Origin of the sequence: Collinsella aerofaciens, assembly GCF_964283865.1 — a bacterium.
Lineage (GTDB): Bacteria > Actinomycetota > Coriobacteriia > Coriobacteriales > Coriobacteriaceae > Collinsella.
In genome coordinates this window covers 99,814-119,064 of sequence record NZ_CAXYLS010000002.1, presented here as the reverse complement: position 1 = coordinate 119,064, position 19,251 = coordinate 99,814, and the positions used below count along the sequence as shown (strand labels likewise).

The window sequence follows — 19,251 nt, the reverse complement described above, 5'->3', positions numbered from 1 at the left end:
CGTGCTAAAACCGGCGGTAAACGGTAGGTAAAGGTGGTTACCTTATGAAGATACCACTACAAGAAAAGTGCAGGTCGGATGCGATGTTTTTGCTAAATCGCTTTACCATTTATCAGCATTATTTCCAAGTATTCTCTTTGGTTAGCTAAAAGAGCCCCGTCCCAAATTAGCTACCCAAACAACCTTGTCCCAAGTGAGCTACTTTTGTTGAGCGCGGCGGACGGCACGGCGGGCTCTTGCCTCTTGAATCTCTTCAAGGTGGGCAATGATCTCGGAGGCGCTCTCCTCAATCGCCTTGCCGTCGGTACGCACTACAAAGCAGCCCAGGCGTTTCATGAGCGCGCGGGCTTCCGCAAGCTCACTACGCACGCTCTCGGGCTCCGCATAGGAGCCGGCAACGGCACGGGCGTAGTCATCGCCCAAGCGGCTATCGCGAATTTCGGAAATCACATCGACGGTCGAAATCAGGCCGAACAGGCGCATCGGGTCGACCTCATAAATCGACTTGGGCGGCTCCATGCCATGCGCCAGTGGGACATTGGCGACCTTGTAGCCCTGATAGGCTAAATACATCGACAGCGGCGTCTTGGATGTACGCGACACACCCAGCAGCACGATATCGGCACCAGACAGATCGTCGCAACCACGACCGTCATCGTGCTCAACGAAATACTCCATGGCCTCGATACGATGGAAATAGCGGTCATCGGTCTTGTGAATCACGCCCGCAACGCCCTTGGGCGGCACACCGATGAGCGACGACAGCACGGCAAGCGTCGGGCCGATCAGGTCGACCGAACGGATATGCAGCATACCCAGGTAATCGAGCACGCGGGCGCGAAGCGCCGGATCGACAATGGTGTGGAACACGGCAATATCGCGATGGTCCGCATCGACGCGCGGCCCCACAAATGACTTGACCTGCTCCACAGAGGTCACCTTAGGCAGACGCAAAACGCGAAAAGCCCCTTCATCAAATTGCCCGGACGCCGCAAGCACCACCTCACAAGCGGTATCACCGAGCGAGTCGGAGATAACGATAACGGTGGGACGAGCGGTGACCGGGCAATCCATGCGGGGCTCCTTTTGCGCTTATGCGCAGGCTGGCTTACTTTTTGCGGGCAAGCTCACCGATGTTGGCGATGCCGGAGAAAACGGCCTCGAAGCGGTTGAGCAGCTTAAGGCGATTATCGCGAAGCTGCTCGTCCTTGTCCATGACCATGACCTCATCGAAGAAACGGTCGATGGGCGCACGCAGGGCGGCGAGGGCGGCAAATGCGGCCGGGTAGTCCTCGGCAGCAAGGGCGGCATCGACGGCAGTCTGAGCGGCCTCGGAGGCGTCGGCAAGCGCAAGCTCAACCTCGCCCATCAGGGCGCGGTCGTACTCCGCACCCAGCTCGGGCTTGGAGATATGCGCGGCGCGGGCATAGGCGGTCGCCAGGTTGTCGAACGTCTCAGCGTCGTTCTTGCGGGCCTCGTCGAGGGCGGCGCAGCGGGCGAAGAAGACGGACGGGGCGATAATGTGCACCGCGGAGACGGCGGCAACGGTATCGGCCGGGATCTTTTCGTCGCGGGCCATGCTCACCAGGCGGCCATGGAAGAAGTCACGAACCTGCTGGGCGACCTCGGCGGCGTCGAACTCAATGCCCTGCTCGCTATAGAGCTCGAGCGCAAAGTCGATGAGCGACGTGGGATCGATCGACAGACGGTCGCGCAGGATGTTGATGATACCGATAGCGGCACGACGCAGCGCGTAGGGATCGGAGGAGCCAGTCGGGGGCTCGCCGATGGCAAAGATACCGGCGATGGTATCGAGCTTGTCAGCGCAGGCCACGATGCAGCCAGCGGTGCCCTCTGGCAGCTCGTCGCCGGCAAAGCGGGGACGATAATGATCGCGAATGGCGTGGGCAACCTCGTCGTTCTCCCCCATCGCGGTCGCGTAATAACCGCCCATCACGCCCTGCTGGCTCGTGAACTCGACGACGGCGTTGGACACCAGGTCTGCCTTGCACAGGTGCGCGGCGCGAGCAGCGTCGGCGGCAAGATGGGTGCCCAGGTGAGCCTCGCGGGCGATGGCGAGCGCGAGCTGCTCGATGCGCTCGGACTTGGCGAGCACGCTGCCGAGCTTCTCCTGGAAAGCGACCTTGGACAGGCGCTCACGGAACTCGTCGAGGGAGATCTTCAGGTCCTCCTCGTAGAAGAACTTAGCGTCGTCCAGACGGGCGCGCACGACGCGCTCGTTACCGTCGATCACGCGCTCGGCGTTCTCGGGCTTGCTGTTGGAGACGACCACGAACTCACGCGTAAGCTTGCCCTCGCCGTCATAGATCGGGAAGTAGCGCTGGTTGGTGAGCATGGACTCGCAGATAATCTCGTGCGGGACCTTGAGGAACTCCTCGTCGAAAGTACCGACGAGCACCGTCGGCCACTCGCAGAGGTTAATGACCTCCTCAAAGACCTTCTTGGGCGTATCGACATGGCAGCCGGGGCGAGCGGCCTCGACCTCGGAGATACCGGCAAGGATGGCCTCGCGACGGCGCTCGGCAGAAAGCACGCCGGCGTCCTCGAGTACCTGCTCGTAGGCGGCGGGGCTGGCGACAACGTGGTCACCGGGGCCGAGCACGCGATGGCCGCGCGTGGTGTTGCCGCTCGTCACGTCGGCAAACGACACAGGCACAACATCCTCGCCCAGAAGGCAGCAAATCCAGCGGACCGGACGCACGAACGTCGCGTGCTCGTGGCCCCAGCGCTGAGAGCGGTAGTTGGGCCACTGCAGGCCGGCAATGGTCTTCTCGCACAGGGCCGTCAGGATCGGGGTTGCCGGTGCGGAGGGAATGTTCTTCTCGGCAAAGACATACTCGCGACCGTCGGTATCCTCACGACGGACCAGGTCCTCGGCAGCCACACCGCACTTGCGGGCGAAGCCCTGGGCGGCCTTGGTGGCGTTACCGTCAGCGTCGAAGGCGATGTTTGCCGCGGGGCCACGCTTGACCTCGTGAACCTCATCGGTCGCGGTGGCAACGTCGGCAACGAGCGCAGCCAGGCGACGCGGGCTCGAGATCACGCGGACCTCGCCGTGGGCAAGACCGGCCTCGTCGAGACCCTTGGCGATCATGGTACCAAGCTGCTTGACGGCATTGTTCAGCGGTGCAGAGGGCATTTCCTCCGTACCGATCTCAAACAGGAAATCCTTAGCGTCTGCCATGGCTTACGCCACCTCGCCTTCCTGGTCGGCATTCTCGTTGACTCCGGCGACCTCGGCCATGTAGGCCTCGCAGCACGCCTTGGCGACGGCGCGGACGCGCAGGATGTAGTTGGCACGCTCGACCGCGGACAGGGCGCCGCGGGCATCGAGCAGGTTGAAGGCGTGGCTGCACTTCATGACACAGTCGTACGCCGGCAACGGCAGCTTGCGCTCCAGGCAGGAATGGCACTCGGCCTCGTAGTCGTCAAACTTCTGACGCATCATCTCGACGTTTGCGACCTCAAAGTTATAGGCACTGAACTCGCGCTCGTTCTCGAGGAACACGTCGCCGTAGGTCATGGGCGTGCCGTCGGGCAGATAGCTCCACACCAGATCGTAGACCGAGTTGACGCCCTGAGCGTACATGGCGATACGCTCCAGGCCATAGGTGATCTCGACGGGCACGGGGTCGACCTCGATACCGCCCACCTGCTGGAAGTACGTGAACTGCGTGACCTCCATGCCGTTGAGCCAGACCTCCCAGCCAAGGCCCCAGGCGCCCAGCGTCGGGCTCTCCCAGTCGTCCTCGACAAAACGGACGTCATGGTCGTTGGGGTCCAGGCCAATGGCAGCAAGAGACCCCAGGTAAAGCTCCTGAGCATTAACCGGAGAGGGCTTAATGAGCACCTGGAACTGATAGTAGTGCTGCATGCGGTTAGGGTTCTCGCCGTAGCGGCCGTCGGCGGGACGGCGGCAGGGCTGCGCATAGCAGGTGCGCCACTCGGCGGGACCGAGCGATCGCAGCGTGGTCGCGGTGTGGAAGGTGCCGGCACCGACCTCGGAGTCATAGGGCTGCATGATGACGCAGCCCTGCTCGCCCCAGTACTGCTGGAGGCGCAGGATGATGTCTTGGAAGGAAAGCGATGAAGCGTTCATGCCTCTAATATCCCCTCGTCGAAACGATTACACGGTTAGGTACTGTACTATAGCGGTTTTTAGTCGATAGCGCCGATGCGGTTGAGCGGCCAGTAGCGCACGAGCGCCACGGCGATCAGATCAGAGCGATCGACGGGACCAAAGTAGCGCGAGTCGGCAGAGTTTTCGCGGTTGTCGCCCATCACCCACACGCACCCGTCAGGAACGGTGTAGGGATAACTCACCTGAGCACTAGGGGCCTGGACCGAAAGCGGCCAGCTCATACCGGTCGTATAGTCCTCGTCGAGTGCCTGGCCGTCAACGACCACGCGTCCATCCTGTAAATCGACCGTCTGGCCGGCCGTGGCAATAGCGCGCTTGACCAGGACATCGTGCTCGGAGGTGCCATCGGGGTTATGGAACACCACGATATCGCCCTGCTTGACGGGCTGACCGAGCTCGAGGCTCACCTTTTGGGCCAGGATCTGGTCGCCAATCTCGATCGTGGACTCCATGGAACCGGTGGGCACCACAAAGGGTTCGACCACAAACGAGCGAATCAAGAAGGTGGCGACGAGTGCGATCGCGACGACCACAATCCACTCAAACGCACCCCTTAGCACGGAATGCTGCGATGGGACCATTCTCACTCCTCGCTCTGCGAATACGACGCGTCCAGAATCTCTTGCGCATATGCACGCTCCTCGGGCGTAAGCCGCGCCGTCTCGATTAGGTCGGGACGCCAGCGGCAGGTTCGCTCGATGGCATTCTTGCGGCGCCAGGCGTCAACCTTGGCATGGTCGCCGCTCACAAGCACCGGAGGCACGCCCTCGCCGTTGAACTCGGCGGGACGGGTATACTGCGCGTACTCGAGCAGGCCACCGTCCTCGGCGGTCGAAAACGACTCGTCGACGTTGCTCATCTCGTCACCAAGGGCGCCGGGGATGAGACGCACGACGGCGTCAGCCACCACCATAGCGGGCAGCTCGCCGCCCGTGAGCACGTAGTCGCCGATCGACAGGCGCTCATCGGCATACACATACGCACGCTCGTCGACGCCCTCGTAGCGGCTGCACACAAACAGCAGGCGCTCGCTTTTGAGCAGGCGCTCGGCCACATGCTGCGTAAAGGGCTCGCCACAGGGCGTAAAGAACACCACGGTGGGCTTGGGACCCTCGGAGCTAATAGCCTCGATGGCCTCGGCAATAGGCTCGACCTTCATGAGCATGCCCTGCCCGCCGCCGTACGGCTCGTCATCGACGGTACGATGGCGGTCGTGCGTCCAGTCGCGCAGGTTATACGCCTTAAAATCAAAAAGGCCGGCCTTGCGCGCGCGGCCCAAAATCGATGTGGACATGACAGGCTCAAACATCTCGGGAAAGACCGAAAGGGTCTCAATCAGCATGTTGTCCTCCCTACTTGTCCATATCGATCAGGCCGTCCATAACGTGGACGGAAATTGTTCCTGTGTCGGGAAGATCGAGCACAACCTGCTCGATCACGGGAATCAGCACCTCGCCGTACCGATCACCCTCGACAACCCAAACATCGTTAGCGGGCGTCGACATGATCTCGACGATCGTGCCGAGCGAACCGAAGCGCTCGTCGACCACCTCGCGACCCATCAGGTCGGTATAGGCGGCGTCGAGCGAATCGAGCTCAAAGTCGTCACGATTTGCCAGCACATAGCATCCCGTGATGCCCTCGGCGGCCGTCAAGTCGTCAATGCCCTCAAACGAGACCAGATCGCCATCGCCCGTATCGGTGACGGACACGACCGTGCAAAAGCGGTCGCGCTTGAGCGCCGGCGGCGTCAGGGCGACGCGCATACCCGGCGTCAATACAGAAGGAAGCCCCCGCAGCGGCTGCGCGAGGACCTCCCCCTTCCTTCCGTGCGGCTTGACCACACGGGCGATGTTTTTGTACTGGGACCTCAAGGTCCTAGCCCAGAACCTCTACCTCGACTGCAGTGTCGAGGCGAGCGGCCAGTGCACGGGCGAGCGTGCGAATGGCCTTGATGGTACGGCCACGACGGCCGATGACCTTAGCGACGTCATCCTCGGCGACAGAAACCTCGATCGTAGAGGTGTCGTCACCATCGATGACCTCAAGGCTCACGGAATCCGGGTCGTCGACGATCTGAACAACGAGATTTTCGACGAGATCGGCGATGCGATCTGAGAGCATTGCCTCACCCTCGAGCTGTGCAGCGTCAACCTCAGGCACGATTTACTCCTCGGCGCCCTCAGCGGCCTCAGCGGCAGCCTTAGCGGCCTCGGCCTCTTTGGCGAGCTGCTTCTTGGACTTCTTGACGACGGTCTCGGTCTTCTCGCCCTCGTTGGCGGCCTTGACCAGAGCGGCGACGGCGTCGGTGAGCTGAGCGCCCTTGGACTGCCAGTCGGCGATCTTCTCGAGGTCGAGGTTGATGGTCTTGGGGGCGGTCATCGGGTTGTAGCGGCCAACCTCCTCGATGATACGACCGTCACGCGGGGCGCGGGAATCGGCGACGACGACACGGTAGTACGGACGCTTCTTAGCGCCGTGACGAGCAAGGCGAATCTTGACTGCCAAAGGAAACTCCTCCAACCAAGCAGCTTTAGGCTGCAACTACAAACAAACAGTTGAACATAATACGCCATCGACGCGGGCAGGTGAAGTCCGTGAGACCAACTTCTTCGGTGTAGTCGAGGGCAAATCCATATCTTAGACAAGAATTCGGGATTTGCAAGCACATACACGCACCCCACATGAGCTGCGCGGTATACTCATGACATGGAAAGACGCGAACATACATACGGTTATGAGGATGCCATGGGCGTCACGCCGCCTCCCTGGACGGGTCCGGCGGTGGGCCTGATGGACCTCGATGCGTTTTTTGCGAGCGTGGAGATGCTCGATCATCCCGAATGGCGCGGAAAGCCGCTCATCGTGGGCGGAGACGCCGATTCCCGCGGCGTTGTGTCCACCTGTTCTTACGAGGCACGTCGCTTTGGCGTGCACTCCGCCATGCCCTCAGCCGAGGCACGGCGCTTGTGCCCGCAAGCCATTTGGACGCACGGGCACTTTGATCGCTACCGCGAGGTGAGCGCGCAGGTCATGGCGATTCTTGCCGAGGAGACGCCGCGCGTTGAGCGCGTATCGATCGACGAAGCCTTTATCGATATCACACCGGGTCGCTTTGCGCCCGAGGACCCGCTGCTGGTTGCACGGCGTATAAGCGACCGCGTGGCAGCGCTGGGAGTGACGTGCTCCATTGGCGTAGGCTGCAACAAGACGGTCGCAAAGATCGCAAGCGAGCGGGATAAGCCGTTTGGGCTGACCATCGTGCGCCCCGGAACCGAGCAGCGCTTTTTGGCCGCGCTGCCGGTATCTGCCATGAGCGGCATCGGGCGCTCGGCCGAGGAGCGACTGCGCCGCATGCGCATCTACACGCTCGGCGAGCTATCACGTGCACCGGAATCCACCTTGGCCTCTATTTTTGGCGTCAACGGCGAACGCATGCGCCAGCGTGCGCTGGGACTCGAAATCTCCGAAGTCACGAGTCTCGATGAAGGGCGCGAGGTCAAGTCGGTCAGCAATGAGCGCACCTTTGCGAAAGATTTGACTGAGCGTGGGGACATCGAAGCGGCGATTGCGCTGTTGGGAGAGTCGGTTGGACGCCGCCTGCGCCGTCAGGGACTGACGGGCGGCACGGTAACGCTCAAGCTTAAGTATTCGTATGGCAGCGGACGCACGGCGCAGCGCCGGCTTCCCCACCCCACCGACGACGAGAATATCTTTGTGGCGGTTGCGCTCGAACTGCTCGACAACATCTGGCAGGAAGGCATGCATGTTCGCTTAGCAGGCATCGGCATGAGCGACTTTGACCATCAGGGCGGCATCCAGACCGACCTGTTCTGCGAAGTCGACGACCGCGGAGCCCAATCAAGCGACCGTCGCGACCTCTCCGTCGCGATCGATGCCGTCCGAGACAAGTTCGGCGACACCGCCCTATCTTTCGGCCGCCAATCCCGCTTCGACGATTAACCGCCTTTGGGCAAAAAGAAAGCCGGGCAGGTGCGGAAAACCGCAACTGCCCGGCGAAATGCGCGAGGCTAGCTAAAAGCCCCATATCAAATGAGCCACTAGAGGAGGTCGAGGGGGAGCTGGGGGGCGTCACCCCAGAGCTTTTCTAGGCGGTAAAAGTCGCGGGCTTCGGGAGTGAAGACGTGGACGACAACCGAGCCGTAGTCCATGAGCATCCAGGTCTTCTGCTCGCGGCCCTCGATGGAGAACGGATGCTCGCCGCAAGCCTCGGCAACCTTCTCCTCGATCTCGTCGACAATCGAATCGACCTGGCGGTTGTTGGTACCGGTGGCAAGCACAAAGTAGTCGCACACGTCGGAAAGCTCGGTCAGGTCGAGCACCTGCACGTCCTCGCCCTTCTTGTCGTAGGCGGCCTGCGCGGCGGCGCGGGCGACATCCTCGGCGGCGACACCGCTCGCGGACAGCGAGGCGGCGGTGCGGTCGGACGTGGCAACGAAACTCTTGTGCTCCACACCTTCAAGAATCTGCTCGTCAGTCATGGTCTCGTCGGCCATGGAATACCTCTTTCTAGACACACCCGAGCTAGCGCAGCTGGGCGTAATGGTTGTAAATCGTAATAGCCGTGGGATAAAGATAGCGCCCGGACTGGATCACATAGACCAGACCCTGCGCAAAACAGGAGAAGAACAACTCATCGAGCGAGAACTTCCCCACCATCTTGCGCAGCGCATGGGCATAGTCGCCGTGACGGTTGGGCTCGATGGCATCTGCCACAAAGACCACCATATCGAGCGGCGTCATGTCGCAGGCACCCACGGTGTGACGGTCGACAGCCTGGAAAACGGCCGGTGACAGCTCGGGAAAAAGCTGCGGAAGCTCATAGGCGGCAACAGGGCCATGCAAAAGCGGCGTCGCGGCGGAAGGAGAGCCGGCAACCTTGATGCCATAGTGAAGCGCGCGGGCCACGAGCTCGTCATCGGAAAGAACCTTGTCCCAGTCGTGAATTAAGCCGGCGGCAGCCGCATCAAAGCGGTCAACGCCGTAGACCTCGGCCAGATGAAGTGCGGTCTCGGCAACACCCAGCGAATGCACATAGCGCTTGCGCTTATCTTTCATGCGAACATCGAGCAGCTCTTGAATGCGCTTGAGCAGCGCGCGCTCATCGCCCTCAAACTGATCCTCTACCGACAACGTAGCCCCCATCACTCAAAATCTTCTTGGCCCAAATCGGCATATAGCCTGCGCTTGCGAATGTAGCCGAGCACGGACTCGCTCGTAAGATAGCGCACGCTCATGCCGCGGGCAACTCGCTTACGAATGTTCGTCGAGCTGATCGCCAGCGCCGGAATCTGAATATAGCGCACGTCGAACGGCAGCCCCGACTCTTTGATTCGGGCACGCGCCGTATCGATATCAAAGCCCGGTCGCGTCGCCGCAATAAAGGTAGCAAGCTCAGCGATTCGTTCGGCATCATGCCAGGTCACAATATCGATAATCGCATCGGCGCCCGTAATAAAGTAGAGCTTTACCTGCGGCGGGTAAAAATCGCGAAGGGCATGAAGCGTATCGGCCGTATAGGTTACACCCGGACGATCAATCTCGAACCGGCTCGCCAAAAAGGCCGGGTTCGCGGCGGTGGCGAGGACCGTCATGGCATAACGGTCCTCGGCAGGCGTAACCGGCTTGTCAAGCTTAAAGGCGGGAGAGCCCGCCGGCATAAAGAGCACAGCGTCCAAGTCGAGCGACTCGCGCGCCTGCTCGGCAGTCACCAGGTGCCCGTAATGAATCGGGTCGAATGTGCCGCCCATAATGCCAAGCCGAAACTCCTTGCCCTCTTTTATGGGCAGCTCGGGCAAACCGATTCCACCGCGCAGCGACATGGCTTACTCGCCCTCCGAGGTCTCGGCATCGTCCGCGGCATCCGCCGCATCGACAACCTCGACGCCCTCATCCGCAGCATCGGCCACGTCAATGGCCTCAACGGCAACGTCCTCGCCAGCGTCCTCGAGCTCCTCGTACTCCGAGAAGTCCTCAGCGCCCTCAAAGTCAAAGGCACGCTGGCAAATGCGGACCTCGTCGCCCGTACGGCAACCGGCCTTCTCGAGCGCGTCGTCAACACCCATACGCGCAAACTTATGCTGCAGGTAAATGACGGCTTCCTCGTTTTCCCAGTCGGTCTGGATGACCATGCGCTCGATAGCGCGACCGACCACGCGGAAGGCACCGGGCTCTTCCTGGACAATGCGGAAACGCTTCTCGCGCTGCAGACGGCGACGCTCCCACTCCTCATCGCGCAAATCGACCGGCTCATCAGAGACCGCCAGCTCGGCGCGAAGCTTAGCCACCTGCTCGCCCACGGCAAGCATCAGCGTGTTGAGGCCGGCGCCCGTCACGGCGGACACGGCAAAGAACATATGGCCGTCGTCGAGTGCCGCACGCTTGAGGTCGGCAATCTTGTCGGCCGTGCCCGGCGCATCGCACTTGTTGGCGACGACGATCTGCGGACGCTCCGAAAGCTCGGCGCCATACTGCTCGAGCTCACGGTTGATGATACGGTAATCCTCAACCGGGTCGCGATCCTCAAACCCGCCCGTCATGTCAACGACATGCATGATGAGCGCCGTGCGCTCAATGTGGCGCAGGAACTGATGGCCCAGGCCCTTGCCCTCGCTTGCGCCCTCGATCAAACCAGGAACGTCGGCAACGACGTAAGAATACTCACCGGCACGCACCATGCCGAGGTTCGGCACGAGCGTTGTAAACGGATAGTCGGCGATCTTGGGACGGGCGGCACTCATGCGCGCGATAAGCGAGGACTTGCCCACCGAGGGGAAGCCCACGAGTGCGGCATCGGCCATAAGCTTCATCTCAAGCTCAATCCAGTGCTCCTCGGCCGGTTCGCCCAGCTGAGCGAACGCGGGCGCGCGGCGCACCGACGTCACAAAGTGCGTGTTGCCCAGGCCACCGGCACCGCCGGGCGCCACGACAACGCGCTCGCCATCGTGCACCAGGTCGGCAATCTCGAACATCGGGGTCTGCGTCTCGGGGTCGAGCTCGCGCACCACGGTGCCCATGGGAACCTTCAGGATCAGGTCCTCGCCGCTCTTGCCGTTACGACGGGCACCCTGCCCGTGCGTGCCGCGTTCGGCGCGGAAGTGATGCTTAAAGCGGTAATCGATCAGCGAAGACAGCTGAGCATCGGCCTGGATGACGACATTGCCGCCACGACCGCCGTCGCCGCCATCGGGGCCGCCCTTGGGAACAAATGCCTCGCGCCTAAACGACATGCACCCGGCTCCGCCGTCGCCGCCGCACACGTTAATGCGGCTGATATCGGTGAACTGTGACAACAGAATCGCCTCCTACAAAAAAGAGGGAGACCCTTGAATCCTAAAACTCAAGTGCCTCCCACATATGTGCTCTATGAAGGGTGAATTACGCGTTCGCGAGCGGGCGTACGCTGACCCTGTGCTTGATACCCTTGTGGAACTCAACGGTACCGTCGACCAGCGCGAACAGCGTGTCGTCCTTGCCACGGCCAACGTTCTCACCCGGGTGGATGTGAGTGCCGTGCTGACGGACGAGAATCGTGCCCGTGGTTACCGTCTGGCCGGCATAGCGCTTCGTGCCAAGGCGCTGACCGCGGGAGTCACGGCCATTACGGGAGGAACCGAGTCCTTTTTTGTGTGCCATTGTGTATACCTACTCTTTCGTTACGAGTGTAATCTACTCGGCGACGGGAGCCTCGGCAACAGCCTCGGCCTCTGCCTTGACAGCCTTCTTGGCGCGGGACGTAGCCTGGACCTTCACGATCTTCAGCTTGGTGAGCTGCTGACGGTGACCCTTCAGACGACGATAGCGCTTACGCTTGTGGAACTTGAAGACCAGCTGCTTCTCGCCCTTGAACTGCTCAACGATCTGAGCGGTAACCTTGGCCTTGGCCAGCTTGTCGGGATCGGTGACGATCTTCTTACCATCGTTGAGGAAGATAACCGGCAGGGTGACCTTGTCGCCCTCATTGCCCTCGATCTTCTCGACGGTGATGACATCGTCGGTGGCGACCTTGTACTGCTTGCCGCCAGTGTTAACGATTGCGTACATGTTTACTTGCCCTTCATGCATCAGTTAGTGCAACAGCCGAATATAGTAGCAGGCGAAAATACCCCCGTCAACGAGTATGTGGAGCAAATCCACAAGTTCGCACAGGTATGGGGCTGACGAGTCGGCCCTCGTCGTCCTCGCATGCTTGATTCTGACGCTCGACATCGTAGGAGCAGATGGTCACGAGGTCTTGCATACCGGTGGAAACAATAGGTGCATCCACGCCCGGGGTCAAGCCCTGCAACAAAACATCAGCAGCGGAAAGCAAAATTTCCGGACGCATGGAGCCCTCGTTGTCGGCATGGGTGTCGAGCATGAGCACCAGATGGTCCGGGCGCTCCCCCGCCGTGAGCTCATAGCCCACGAGTGTGTGATCCAAATCCAAGCGCTTGCTCTTTTTGCCGCGCGCGTAGTCGATGCCATGGTCCGCGCGCAGCGTGTCGATCGCACGACGCACCTCGTCGGGGCTTACGGGCGCCTCGGGATCCAAGTGCAGGTCGATGCGATACGACAGGCGCGTGAGCTGCGCCGTCAACGCCGGCGTGCGCACGTCGATGTACGCCGCCTCGATGGGCGCCAGATCGGCCGGAGACGCCGCAGCCAGGCGCCCAAACGCCTCGTCGAGCGCCACGAACTCGGTCATAAACAGGTCATACCACTCGCAGGTCGACGACGTACCAACCGGTAGCGCCGAAGAGAAGCCCACGCGCATGTGCGGAGAGAAGCCCTGCGTGACGGCATAGGGAAGTCCCGCACGGCGCACGATGCGCTCAATGGTATGGATTACTTCGAGATGGCCCAGGTACTTAAGGCGGTCGCGCTTGCCATAGCGAACACGAAGCCTAAAGAGCGAGGGGTTGTCGGTCAGGCGCTCACTCATGCGCGATCACCCATCAATACATTCTTGGCGTGGAGCGTGGGGCAGATCCCGCAGCCGGTGCACGACGTGCGGGTGCAGTCGGGAGTCGTGACGCCCTCGAGCGAGCGACGGTACTCGCGCTCGAGGAAGCCGCGCGTGCAGCCGGGACTCACGTGCTCCCACGGCAGGCGCCAGTCCAACTCGTAGGGCAGGTGCACGAGCTCATTGAGGTCGATGCCGTTTTTGGCAGCAGCTTCCTTCCAGTTATCGAGCGAGAAATGCTCTACCCAGGCGTCAAAGCGAGAGCCCGAGCGCCAAGCATCGATGATGACGGGCGTCATGTCACGACCGGCGCGGGACAGCGCGGCCTCGATGAGCGAGGTCTCGGCATCGTGGTAATGCACGCGGACGGCACGGTTGCGAACGCTCGTGATAAGCAACTTCTGGCGACGCTTGACGTCGTCGTAGTCGAGCTGCGGGCACCACTGGAACGGCGTGGCAGCCTTGGGGATAAAGACCGAAACCGAGATGGATACCGAAATCGAGCCGCGACGAGCCTTGGGCACCACGGAACGACCGAGCTCCAGCACGTGATCGGCCAGATTGGCAATGGCTACGATGTCCTCGTCGCGCTCACCGGGAAGGCCCATCATAAAGTAGAGCTTCATGCGGTTCCAGCCGGCCTCGAAGGCCGCCTTGGCCGCACGGTCCAGGTCCTCCTCGGTCACGTTCTTGTTAATGATGTCGCGCATGCGCTGGCTGCCGGCCTCGGGTGCGAACGTCAGGCCGCCCTTCTTTTCGCCGGCGACCGACTCGGCCATATCCACGCCAAATGAATCCAGGCGCTGCGACGGAATAGACACGCGAATACCCGTATCCTCCAGGCGACGGTTGAGCCTGCCGAGCACGTCACGAATGCAGGAGTGGTCGGTCGTGGAGAGCGAGGTCAGCGACACCTCGTCATAGCCGGTCTTTTCCAGACCCTGAATCACCGACGAGACGATCTGGTCGGCCGAGCGCTCGCGCACCGGGCGATAGGTCATGCCGGCCTGGCAAAAACGACAGCCGCGGGCGCAGCCGCGCAGGATCTCGATAGACAGGCGGTCGTGGACCAGCTGCGCATAGGGCACGCACGACTGCGACAGCGGATTCGTGGCACCGAAATCCTCGACGACGCGCTTGTAGACCACGGTCGGCGCATCCTTGCCCTCACGCGGCACGGTGTAGCCATGCGGCGAGCAGGGCTCGTCATGGCGCACCTCATAGAGCGACGGCACGTAGTTGCCGGCAATGGATGCAAGCTGCTCAACAATCTGCGCGCGCGGGACTCCTTCGTCGCGCAGGCGGCGATGCAGCTGGCAGGTCTCGAGCAGCGATTCCTCACCCTCGCCGATGAGGACGGCATCGAAGAAGGCCGCGTACGGCTCGGGGTTGTACACCGAGGGACCGCCGGCGATGATGATGGGGTCGTCTTCGCCTCGGTCGGCCGCCAACAGCGGAATGCCAGCGAGGTCGAGAGCCTCGAGGAAGTTCGTCACCGCCATCTCGTGCGGCACATGCAGGCCGACAATATCAAACGAAGCGACGGGGGCAGCGCCTTCGAGCGACAGCAGGGGAATACCCGCCTCGCGCATGGCGTCACCCATATCGGGCCACGGCACATAGCCACGCTCGCAGGAGATGCCCTCGGCCTGGTTAAGGATGTTGTAGAGGATGGCGATGCCCTGGTTAGGCAGACCGACCTCGTACACATCCGGGTAGATCAGGCAGCAACGGTAGTCGGCATCGGCCTTGGAAAGCGTGCCCCACTCGTGATCGATATAGCGGCTCGGTTTCTCGACCTTGGCGAGCAGCGGCTCAATTAAATGAAAACAGTCTTGGTATGCAACGCGCAACGGAAAACCCCTAAGCTGCGAGATCGGATGCGTCCTGGTAGGACGCGATAGGACGGGTAGCGCCCGCGACGGTGGTCACCAGATCGCGAACACGGGAGAACGTGGAAGTGACCACCTCGTTGGCACGGCTGTAGTCGACATCGCGCTCGTAGAGCGAAACGAGCGCACGGCCCATGCCGTAGGTGCCCGCGGCAGCAGTGAGCGCCTTGACGGCAAACCCAATATGCGGCGTCTGTTTGACGAGCGCGCGGGTGACCGCGCGGATCACAAGACCGCCGGCAAGCACGCCCGCGACCTCGTAGCCGCGCTCAGGCTTAATGCCGCGTCCAAAGACGGCAGCAAGCTCAAAGAGCATGCCCACCTGCGCCAGCGCCATAACGGGATAATCGGCGCCAGGCAAAAACACCAGCGCACCGGTCGCCATATTGGTGAGCGCGCACGAGGTGATGATACGATTGGCGGCCGCGATGCGCATGAAGGCAAAGTTCGCAGCAAAAGCCGTTTCCTTGTCGGTGCGATCGAGAATCCAGCGGGCAAGCGTCTCGAGCAGATACGTCTTATCGGTGGCCGCTACCACGCCGAGCATGGGCGTGGACTCCTCGATAAACGGCACCTCAACAGCAGACTCGGCAAGCACACACACGGGCGCGCCGGCGATCACGAGCTCCTGCACGGCACTCTCCAAGCGGTCGGAACCACACGAGAGCACCAGCACCACATCGGTATCGGTCTTTGGAGCAATTCGCTCCTCCCCCAGACGCTCGACGCGCACAATACCCGAGGTCGTCTGCGGCACAAAGGCGTCACGCACCGTCTCGGCCAGAAAGCGCGAGGCGGACGAATCCAGATAGACCGAGACGCGCACCGGCGTATCGGAATCCTTCTTAACGGACGCGCCCATCTTAAAAGCGCGGGTCAGCTTATCTACGGGAATTTTCATAGCAAACCCCTCCAGCGGTTACGCGGCGCCCGAACGATGCCGCCATATGGATTGTACGATACCCACCGTCAGCAGCTGAATCATCATCGAAGACGAACCAAAGCTAATAAACGGTAGCGGAATACCGGTAATCGGCATCATGCCGATGCACATGCCGATGTTTTCGAAGGTCTGGAACGCCCACATGCCAACGATGCCAACACACGAAAGACGCAAAAACAGGGACTCACACTTAAAGGCGACGCGAATCGTCGAAAAGATAAGCAGCACGTAGAGGCACAGGAGCAAAAAGGAGCCGCAGAAGCCAAAGGTCTCGGACAAAAAGGCGAAGACGAAGTCGGTATGGAACTCGGGTAGGAAGCCGCCGGCCGACTGCGTCGCATGCCCCAGGCCCTTACCAAAGAAACCGCCCGAGCCGACCGCGATCAACGACTGCTGCAGATTGTAGGCATCGTCCGAATCGGCATTATCGGGGTCGATAAAGACCGTCAGGCGGTTCATCTGATACTGCTTGATGAGCACATCGTGGCCGAGCAACGAATCAAAGACCGAATCGAGCGCCAGGACGAGGGCCACCAGGCCCACGAGCAGGGCCAGGGTCGACAGCACCCATTCGCGGCGTGCACCGCTCATGCAGATGACGATGGCGCCCGAGACCAGCACGACCAGGCCTGAGCCCAGGTCGCCCATGGCGACGACGGCCAAAAACGGAATGGACAGCATGCCGCAGAGCTTGACGTAGTCGCGAACGGTATCGATGCGGCCGTTATACTGCGAGCCAAGCGTGGCGATAAAGAAGATGGTGATGAGCTTGGCAAGCTCAACCGGCTGGAATGTCAAGCCGATACCGGGAATCTTGATCCAGCCCGTCATGCCCAGACCGCCCGTATAGGACAGACCCGGAATCTTGGGTGAGAAGATAACGATCAGGTCGATGACGAGCAACGCTGTCGAGAAATTGGAAATACCGCGCAGGTCGGTACGCCAGACCAGCACCGCCAGCACCGCCCCGATGCCAATTCCCAGAAGATGACGTGAGAACGAAGCATCGGCCTTAAACTGCGAAGCCGACCAGATAATGATGGCACCGTAGGCGACGAGCGCCACTGTAGCCACGAGCACACCGATATGCACCTTTTGGCGAAACGTGCCGCGCGAGGCCGAAAGTTGCTTGTTGACGCGGTCCAGGCTGCTGCGAGAGCCGGTCTTGGTTGAACGGAACAGATCCGCCGGAGAAAAATCCATCGCAACCTCCTATCGAACCGAAGAATCGCCCGAGGCCGAAGAGGTATCGGGCTCGTCATAAATCACGCCGAGCACATCGCGCACGACATGCATCGCGGTATCTGAGCCACCGCCGCCCTGCTCCAGAACAGTAGCGATGACATACTTGGGATCATCGGCCGGCGCATAGGCGCAAAACCACGCGTATTCGTCCTCGCCGCTTTTCTCGCCCGTGCCCGACTTGCCGTATACCTGCGGCGTCAGGGTGCCAAAGTGAGCCGCCAGGGACGTCGATGCCGTGTAAATCACGTCGTGCATGCCGTTGCGAACAAGAGCCAAATCCGAATCGCTGTTGATCTTGGCCTCCAGGCGCTTCTTCTTGCCTTTGCCGTTGTACTTATAGGCATCGCCGTCGCCATCGCGCGACACGGCAGACAAAAACACGTGAGGCACGTACTGCTTACCGCCGTTGGCAAGGCCCATGTAGGCGCATGCCATCTGCAGAGGCGTCACCAAAATGTCGCCCTGGCCGATGGCAATGTTGGTCATATCGCCGGCATTCCACTTGCGGTCCTCGGCAGAGGCGTCGGTAAAGTACGACTCTTTCCACTCGGCATCGGGAATACGGCCCGCGCCCTCACTCGGCAGATCGATACCGCAGGTCTTGCCTAGGCCCCAGCGACGAAAGACCTCCTGCAGGCCCTCGGAATGTTGCTCGTCATAAAAGAAGGCCTTGCCCATGTCGTAGAAGACGGGGTCGCACGAGTTGGCGATACCCGACTGCAGCGTCATGGTGCCGTGTCCAGACGTCAGCCAGCAGCGCTTGCCCCAAGCCTTGCCCAGGCCCGTCCAATAGCCCGTGCAGTTGGTTGTCTGCGTTGAAGTGTAGGTTCCAAACTCAAGACCGGCCAGTGCCGAGAGCGGCTTGATGGTCGAGGCCGACATGTACTGTCCGCTAATGGCGCGGTTGAGCAGCGGGTGCGAACCCTTGTCATCATTGAGCTCGGTCCACACGTCATTTGAGACGCCGCCGATAAAGACGGACGGATCGAACTTGGGCTCGCTCGCCATGCCCAGGATCTCGCCATTGTTGGGATCGAGACACACCACAGCGCCGTTGCCGGCATTGCTGTAGCCAGTGGTCTTGGCAAGCTCGATGGCGCTCGCCAGCGCCGTCTCACAGGCCTGTTGGATCTTAAGGTCGAGCGTGAGCTTAATGTCGGAGCCGGCCTTGGCGGGCACGGCGCCGGCCTGACCGGTCACATTGCCCGAGGCATCGACCTTGACGGTCTGCTCGCCACGAATACCCTGCAGCAGGTTTTCGTAGTAGCTCTCAACACCCGCCTGGCCCACGATATCGCCCGACTGGTACGTAATCTTGCCAGCAGAAGCATCATCATCGCCAGAGGTTTTCTTATTCTGGGCCTCGAGCTGCTCGGAGGTAATGGTGCCGGTATAGCCCAAGATATGGCATGCCGTCTCGCCATATGGATACTGGCGCTCGGTACGCTCGGCAATCTTGACGCCCGGGAACTCGCCGGCGTGCTCCTTGATATAGGCAACCGTGGAGCGACGGACGTCCGTCGCGATGGTATGCAGGCTCTGGGCGCCCTCGGAATTGTCCTGAATATTGCGCAGAACCGCCACGTAGGGCATACCGAGCACGTTGGCAAGATGACGAACCAGAACCTCATCCTCAGCAAGGTCGCGATAGGCCACGACAGCAAGTGAGGGACGGTTCTGGACAAGCGCCACGCCATTGCGGTCGAGGATGCGACCGCGCACAGCGGGTGTGGTAACGGTGCGCGTCTGATTGCTATTAGCCTGCTTTTCGTAATAGTCCGACGAGACCATCTGCATGCCCCACAGCTTGACGGCAAGCGCCGCGAACATCGCGCCCACACCCGTGGTGAGGATGGAGAAGCGGCCCTTAAAGGCGGTCGCCGCGGTATTGCCCTCGCCCTCGGTGGCGCGCGGGGCCGTTCCATGCTGCGTATCGTAGGTAAAACGAGAATCGCCGCGACGCATGATGACCAGTGCGACCACGATGGCCACAACCAGCACGATACCGGCGATAATAACCGTCATCTGGGAAGACATCTACGAG

At 61.2% G+C, this 19,251-nt stretch carries 20 protein-coding genes; 1 reads left to right on the top strand and 19 read right to left on the bottom strand.

Annotation, left to right across the window (positions count from 1 at the left end):
* Positions 1–198: 198 nt before the first annotated feature.
* The 8 genes from ACRX4W_RS01945 to rpsP are packed head-to-tail and all read right to left on the bottom strand — an operon-like array spanning position 199 to position 6,670.
* Positions 199–1,074, bottom strand: a complete 876-nt coding sequence (locus ACRX4W_RS01945) for a pyruvate, water dikinase regulatory protein (protein ID WP_432298978.1) — start codon at positions 1,072–1,074, stop codon at positions 199–201.
* A gap of 34 nt (positions 1,075–1,108) precedes the next feature.
* On the bottom strand, positions 1,109–3,205 hold the full coding sequence (gene glyS, locus ACRX4W_RS01940) for a glycine--tRNA ligase subunit beta (protein WP_432298977.1): 2,097 nt from the start codon (positions 3,203–3,205) through the stop codon (positions 1,109–1,111).
* Between the two features lie 3 nt (positions 3,206–3,208).
* Positions 3,209–4,120, bottom strand: a complete 912-nt coding sequence (locus ACRX4W_RS01935) for a glycine--tRNA ligase subunit alpha (RefSeq protein ID WP_006236091.1) — start codon at positions 4,118–4,120, stop codon at positions 3,209–3,211.
* A 59-nt stretch (positions 4,121–4,179) separates the two neighbouring features.
* Positions 4,180–4,743 (bottom strand): signal peptidase I, encoded by a 564-nt coding sequence (gene lepB, locus ACRX4W_RS01930; protein WP_432298976.1) that lies wholly within the window; start codon positions 4,741–4,743, stop codon positions 4,180–4,182.
* A gap of 2 nt (positions 4,744–4,745) precedes the next feature.
* Entirely contained in the window at positions 4,746–5,504 is a 759-nt protein-coding gene (trmD, locus tag ACRX4W_RS01925) for a tRNA (guanosine(37)-N1)-methyltransferase TrmD (RefSeq protein WP_432298975.1), read from the bottom strand.
* A gap of 10 nt (positions 5,505–5,514) precedes the next feature.
* On the bottom strand, positions 5,515–6,036 hold the full coding sequence (rimM, locus tag ACRX4W_RS01920; protein WP_118256521.1) for a ribosome maturation factor RimM: 522 nt from the start codon (positions 6,034–6,036) through the stop codon (positions 5,515–5,517).
* 4 nt (positions 6,037–6,040) lie between these two features.
* A complete protein-coding gene (locus ACRX4W_RS01915) occupies positions 6,041–6,286 on the bottom strand; it encodes a KH domain-containing protein (RefSeq protein WP_432299052.1) in 246 nt (81 codons plus the stop codon).
* A 42-nt stretch (positions 6,287–6,328) separates the two neighbouring features.
* Positions 6,329–6,670: a 30S ribosomal protein S16 gene (rpsP, locus tag ACRX4W_RS01910; RefSeq protein ID WP_022094749.1), complete on the bottom strand. Its 342-nt coding sequence runs from the start codon at positions 6,668–6,670 to the stop codon at positions 6,329–6,331.
* 201 nt (positions 6,671–6,871) lie between these two features.
* On the opposite strand from rpsP, the gene dinB reads away from it, so the two are divergent.
* Positions 6,872–8,125 carry a DNA polymerase IV gene (dinB, locus tag ACRX4W_RS01905; RefSeq protein WP_432298974.1) on the top strand — a complete coding sequence of 418 codons (1,254 nt, stop codon included), beginning with the start codon at positions 6,872–6,874 and terminating at the stop codon, positions 8,123–8,125.
* A 98-nt stretch (positions 8,126–8,223) separates the two neighbouring features.
* On the opposite strand, the gene rsfS is transcribed toward dinB, so the two are convergent.
* The 11 genes from rsfS to mrdA form a co-directional block, all read right to left on the bottom strand.
* The gene (gene rsfS / locus ACRX4W_RS01900) at positions 8,224–8,679 is read right to left on the bottom strand and encodes a ribosome silencing factor (protein ID WP_006236081.1); all 456 of its coding nucleotides are present in this window, start codon (positions 8,677–8,679) and stop codon (positions 8,224–8,226) included.
* A 28-nt stretch (positions 8,680–8,707) separates the two neighbouring features.
* Positions 8,708–9,241, bottom strand: a complete 534-nt coding sequence (gene yqeK / locus ACRX4W_RS01895; protein WP_199576729.1) for a bis(5'-nucleosyl)-tetraphosphatase (symmetrical) YqeK — start codon at positions 9,239–9,241, stop codon at positions 8,708–8,710.
* Positions 9,242–9,327: 86 nt separating this feature from the next.
* On the bottom strand, positions 9,328–10,005 hold the full coding sequence (gene nadD, locus ACRX4W_RS01890; RefSeq protein ID WP_117637231.1) for a nicotinate-nucleotide adenylyltransferase: 678 nt from the start codon (positions 10,003–10,005) through the stop codon (positions 9,328–9,330).
* 3 nt (positions 10,006–10,008) lie between these two features.
* A complete protein-coding gene (gene obgE / locus ACRX4W_RS01885; protein WP_432298973.1) occupies positions 10,009–11,475 on the bottom strand; it encodes a GTPase ObgE in 1,467 nt (488 codons plus the stop codon).
* An 85-nt stretch (positions 11,476–11,560) separates the two neighbouring features.
* Positions 11,561–11,818, bottom strand: a complete 258-nt coding sequence (gene rpmA, locus ACRX4W_RS01880; RefSeq protein WP_006236075.1) for a 50S ribosomal protein L27 — start codon at positions 11,816–11,818, stop codon at positions 11,561–11,563.
* Positions 11,819–11,851: 33 nt separating this feature from the next.
* Positions 11,852–12,226, bottom strand: a complete 375-nt coding sequence (gene rplU / locus ACRX4W_RS01875; protein WP_035138585.1) for a 50S ribosomal protein L21 — start codon at positions 12,224–12,226, stop codon at positions 11,852–11,854.
* Positions 12,227–12,293: 67 nt separating this feature from the next.
* Positions 12,294–13,106: a TIGR03936 family radical SAM-associated protein gene (locus ACRX4W_RS01870; protein ID WP_117840312.1), complete on the bottom strand. Its 813-nt coding sequence runs from the start codon at positions 13,104–13,106 to the stop codon at positions 12,294–12,296.
* Positions 13,103–14,980, bottom strand: coding sequence for a TIGR03960 family B12-binding radical SAM protein (locus tag ACRX4W_RS01865; RefSeq protein ID WP_432298972.1), 1,878 nt, complete (start codon positions 14,978–14,980; stop codon positions 13,103–13,105). The genes ACRX4W_RS01870 and ACRX4W_RS01865 overlap by 4 nt, the downstream gene beginning before the upstream one ends.
* 10 nt (positions 14,981–14,990) lie before the next feature.
* Positions 14,991–15,920, bottom strand: coding sequence for a YcjF family protein (locus ACRX4W_RS01860; protein ID WP_432298971.1), 930 nt, complete (start codon positions 15,918–15,920; stop codon positions 14,991–14,993).
* Between the two features lie 18 nt (positions 15,921–15,938).
* Positions 15,939–17,165 carry an FtsW/RodA/SpoVE family cell cycle protein gene (locus tag ACRX4W_RS01855; RefSeq protein WP_022094759.1) on the bottom strand — a complete coding sequence of 409 codons (1,227 nt, stop codon included), beginning with the start codon at positions 17,163–17,165 and terminating at the stop codon, positions 15,939–15,941.
* A 9-nt stretch (positions 17,166–17,174) separates the two neighbouring features.
* The gene (gene mrdA / locus ACRX4W_RS01850) at positions 17,175–19,244 is read right to left on the bottom strand and encodes a penicillin-binding protein 2 (RefSeq protein WP_117861951.1); all 2,070 of its coding nucleotides are present in this window, start codon (positions 19,242–19,244) and stop codon (positions 17,175–17,177) included.
* Positions 19,245–19,251 lie beyond the last annotated feature (7 nt).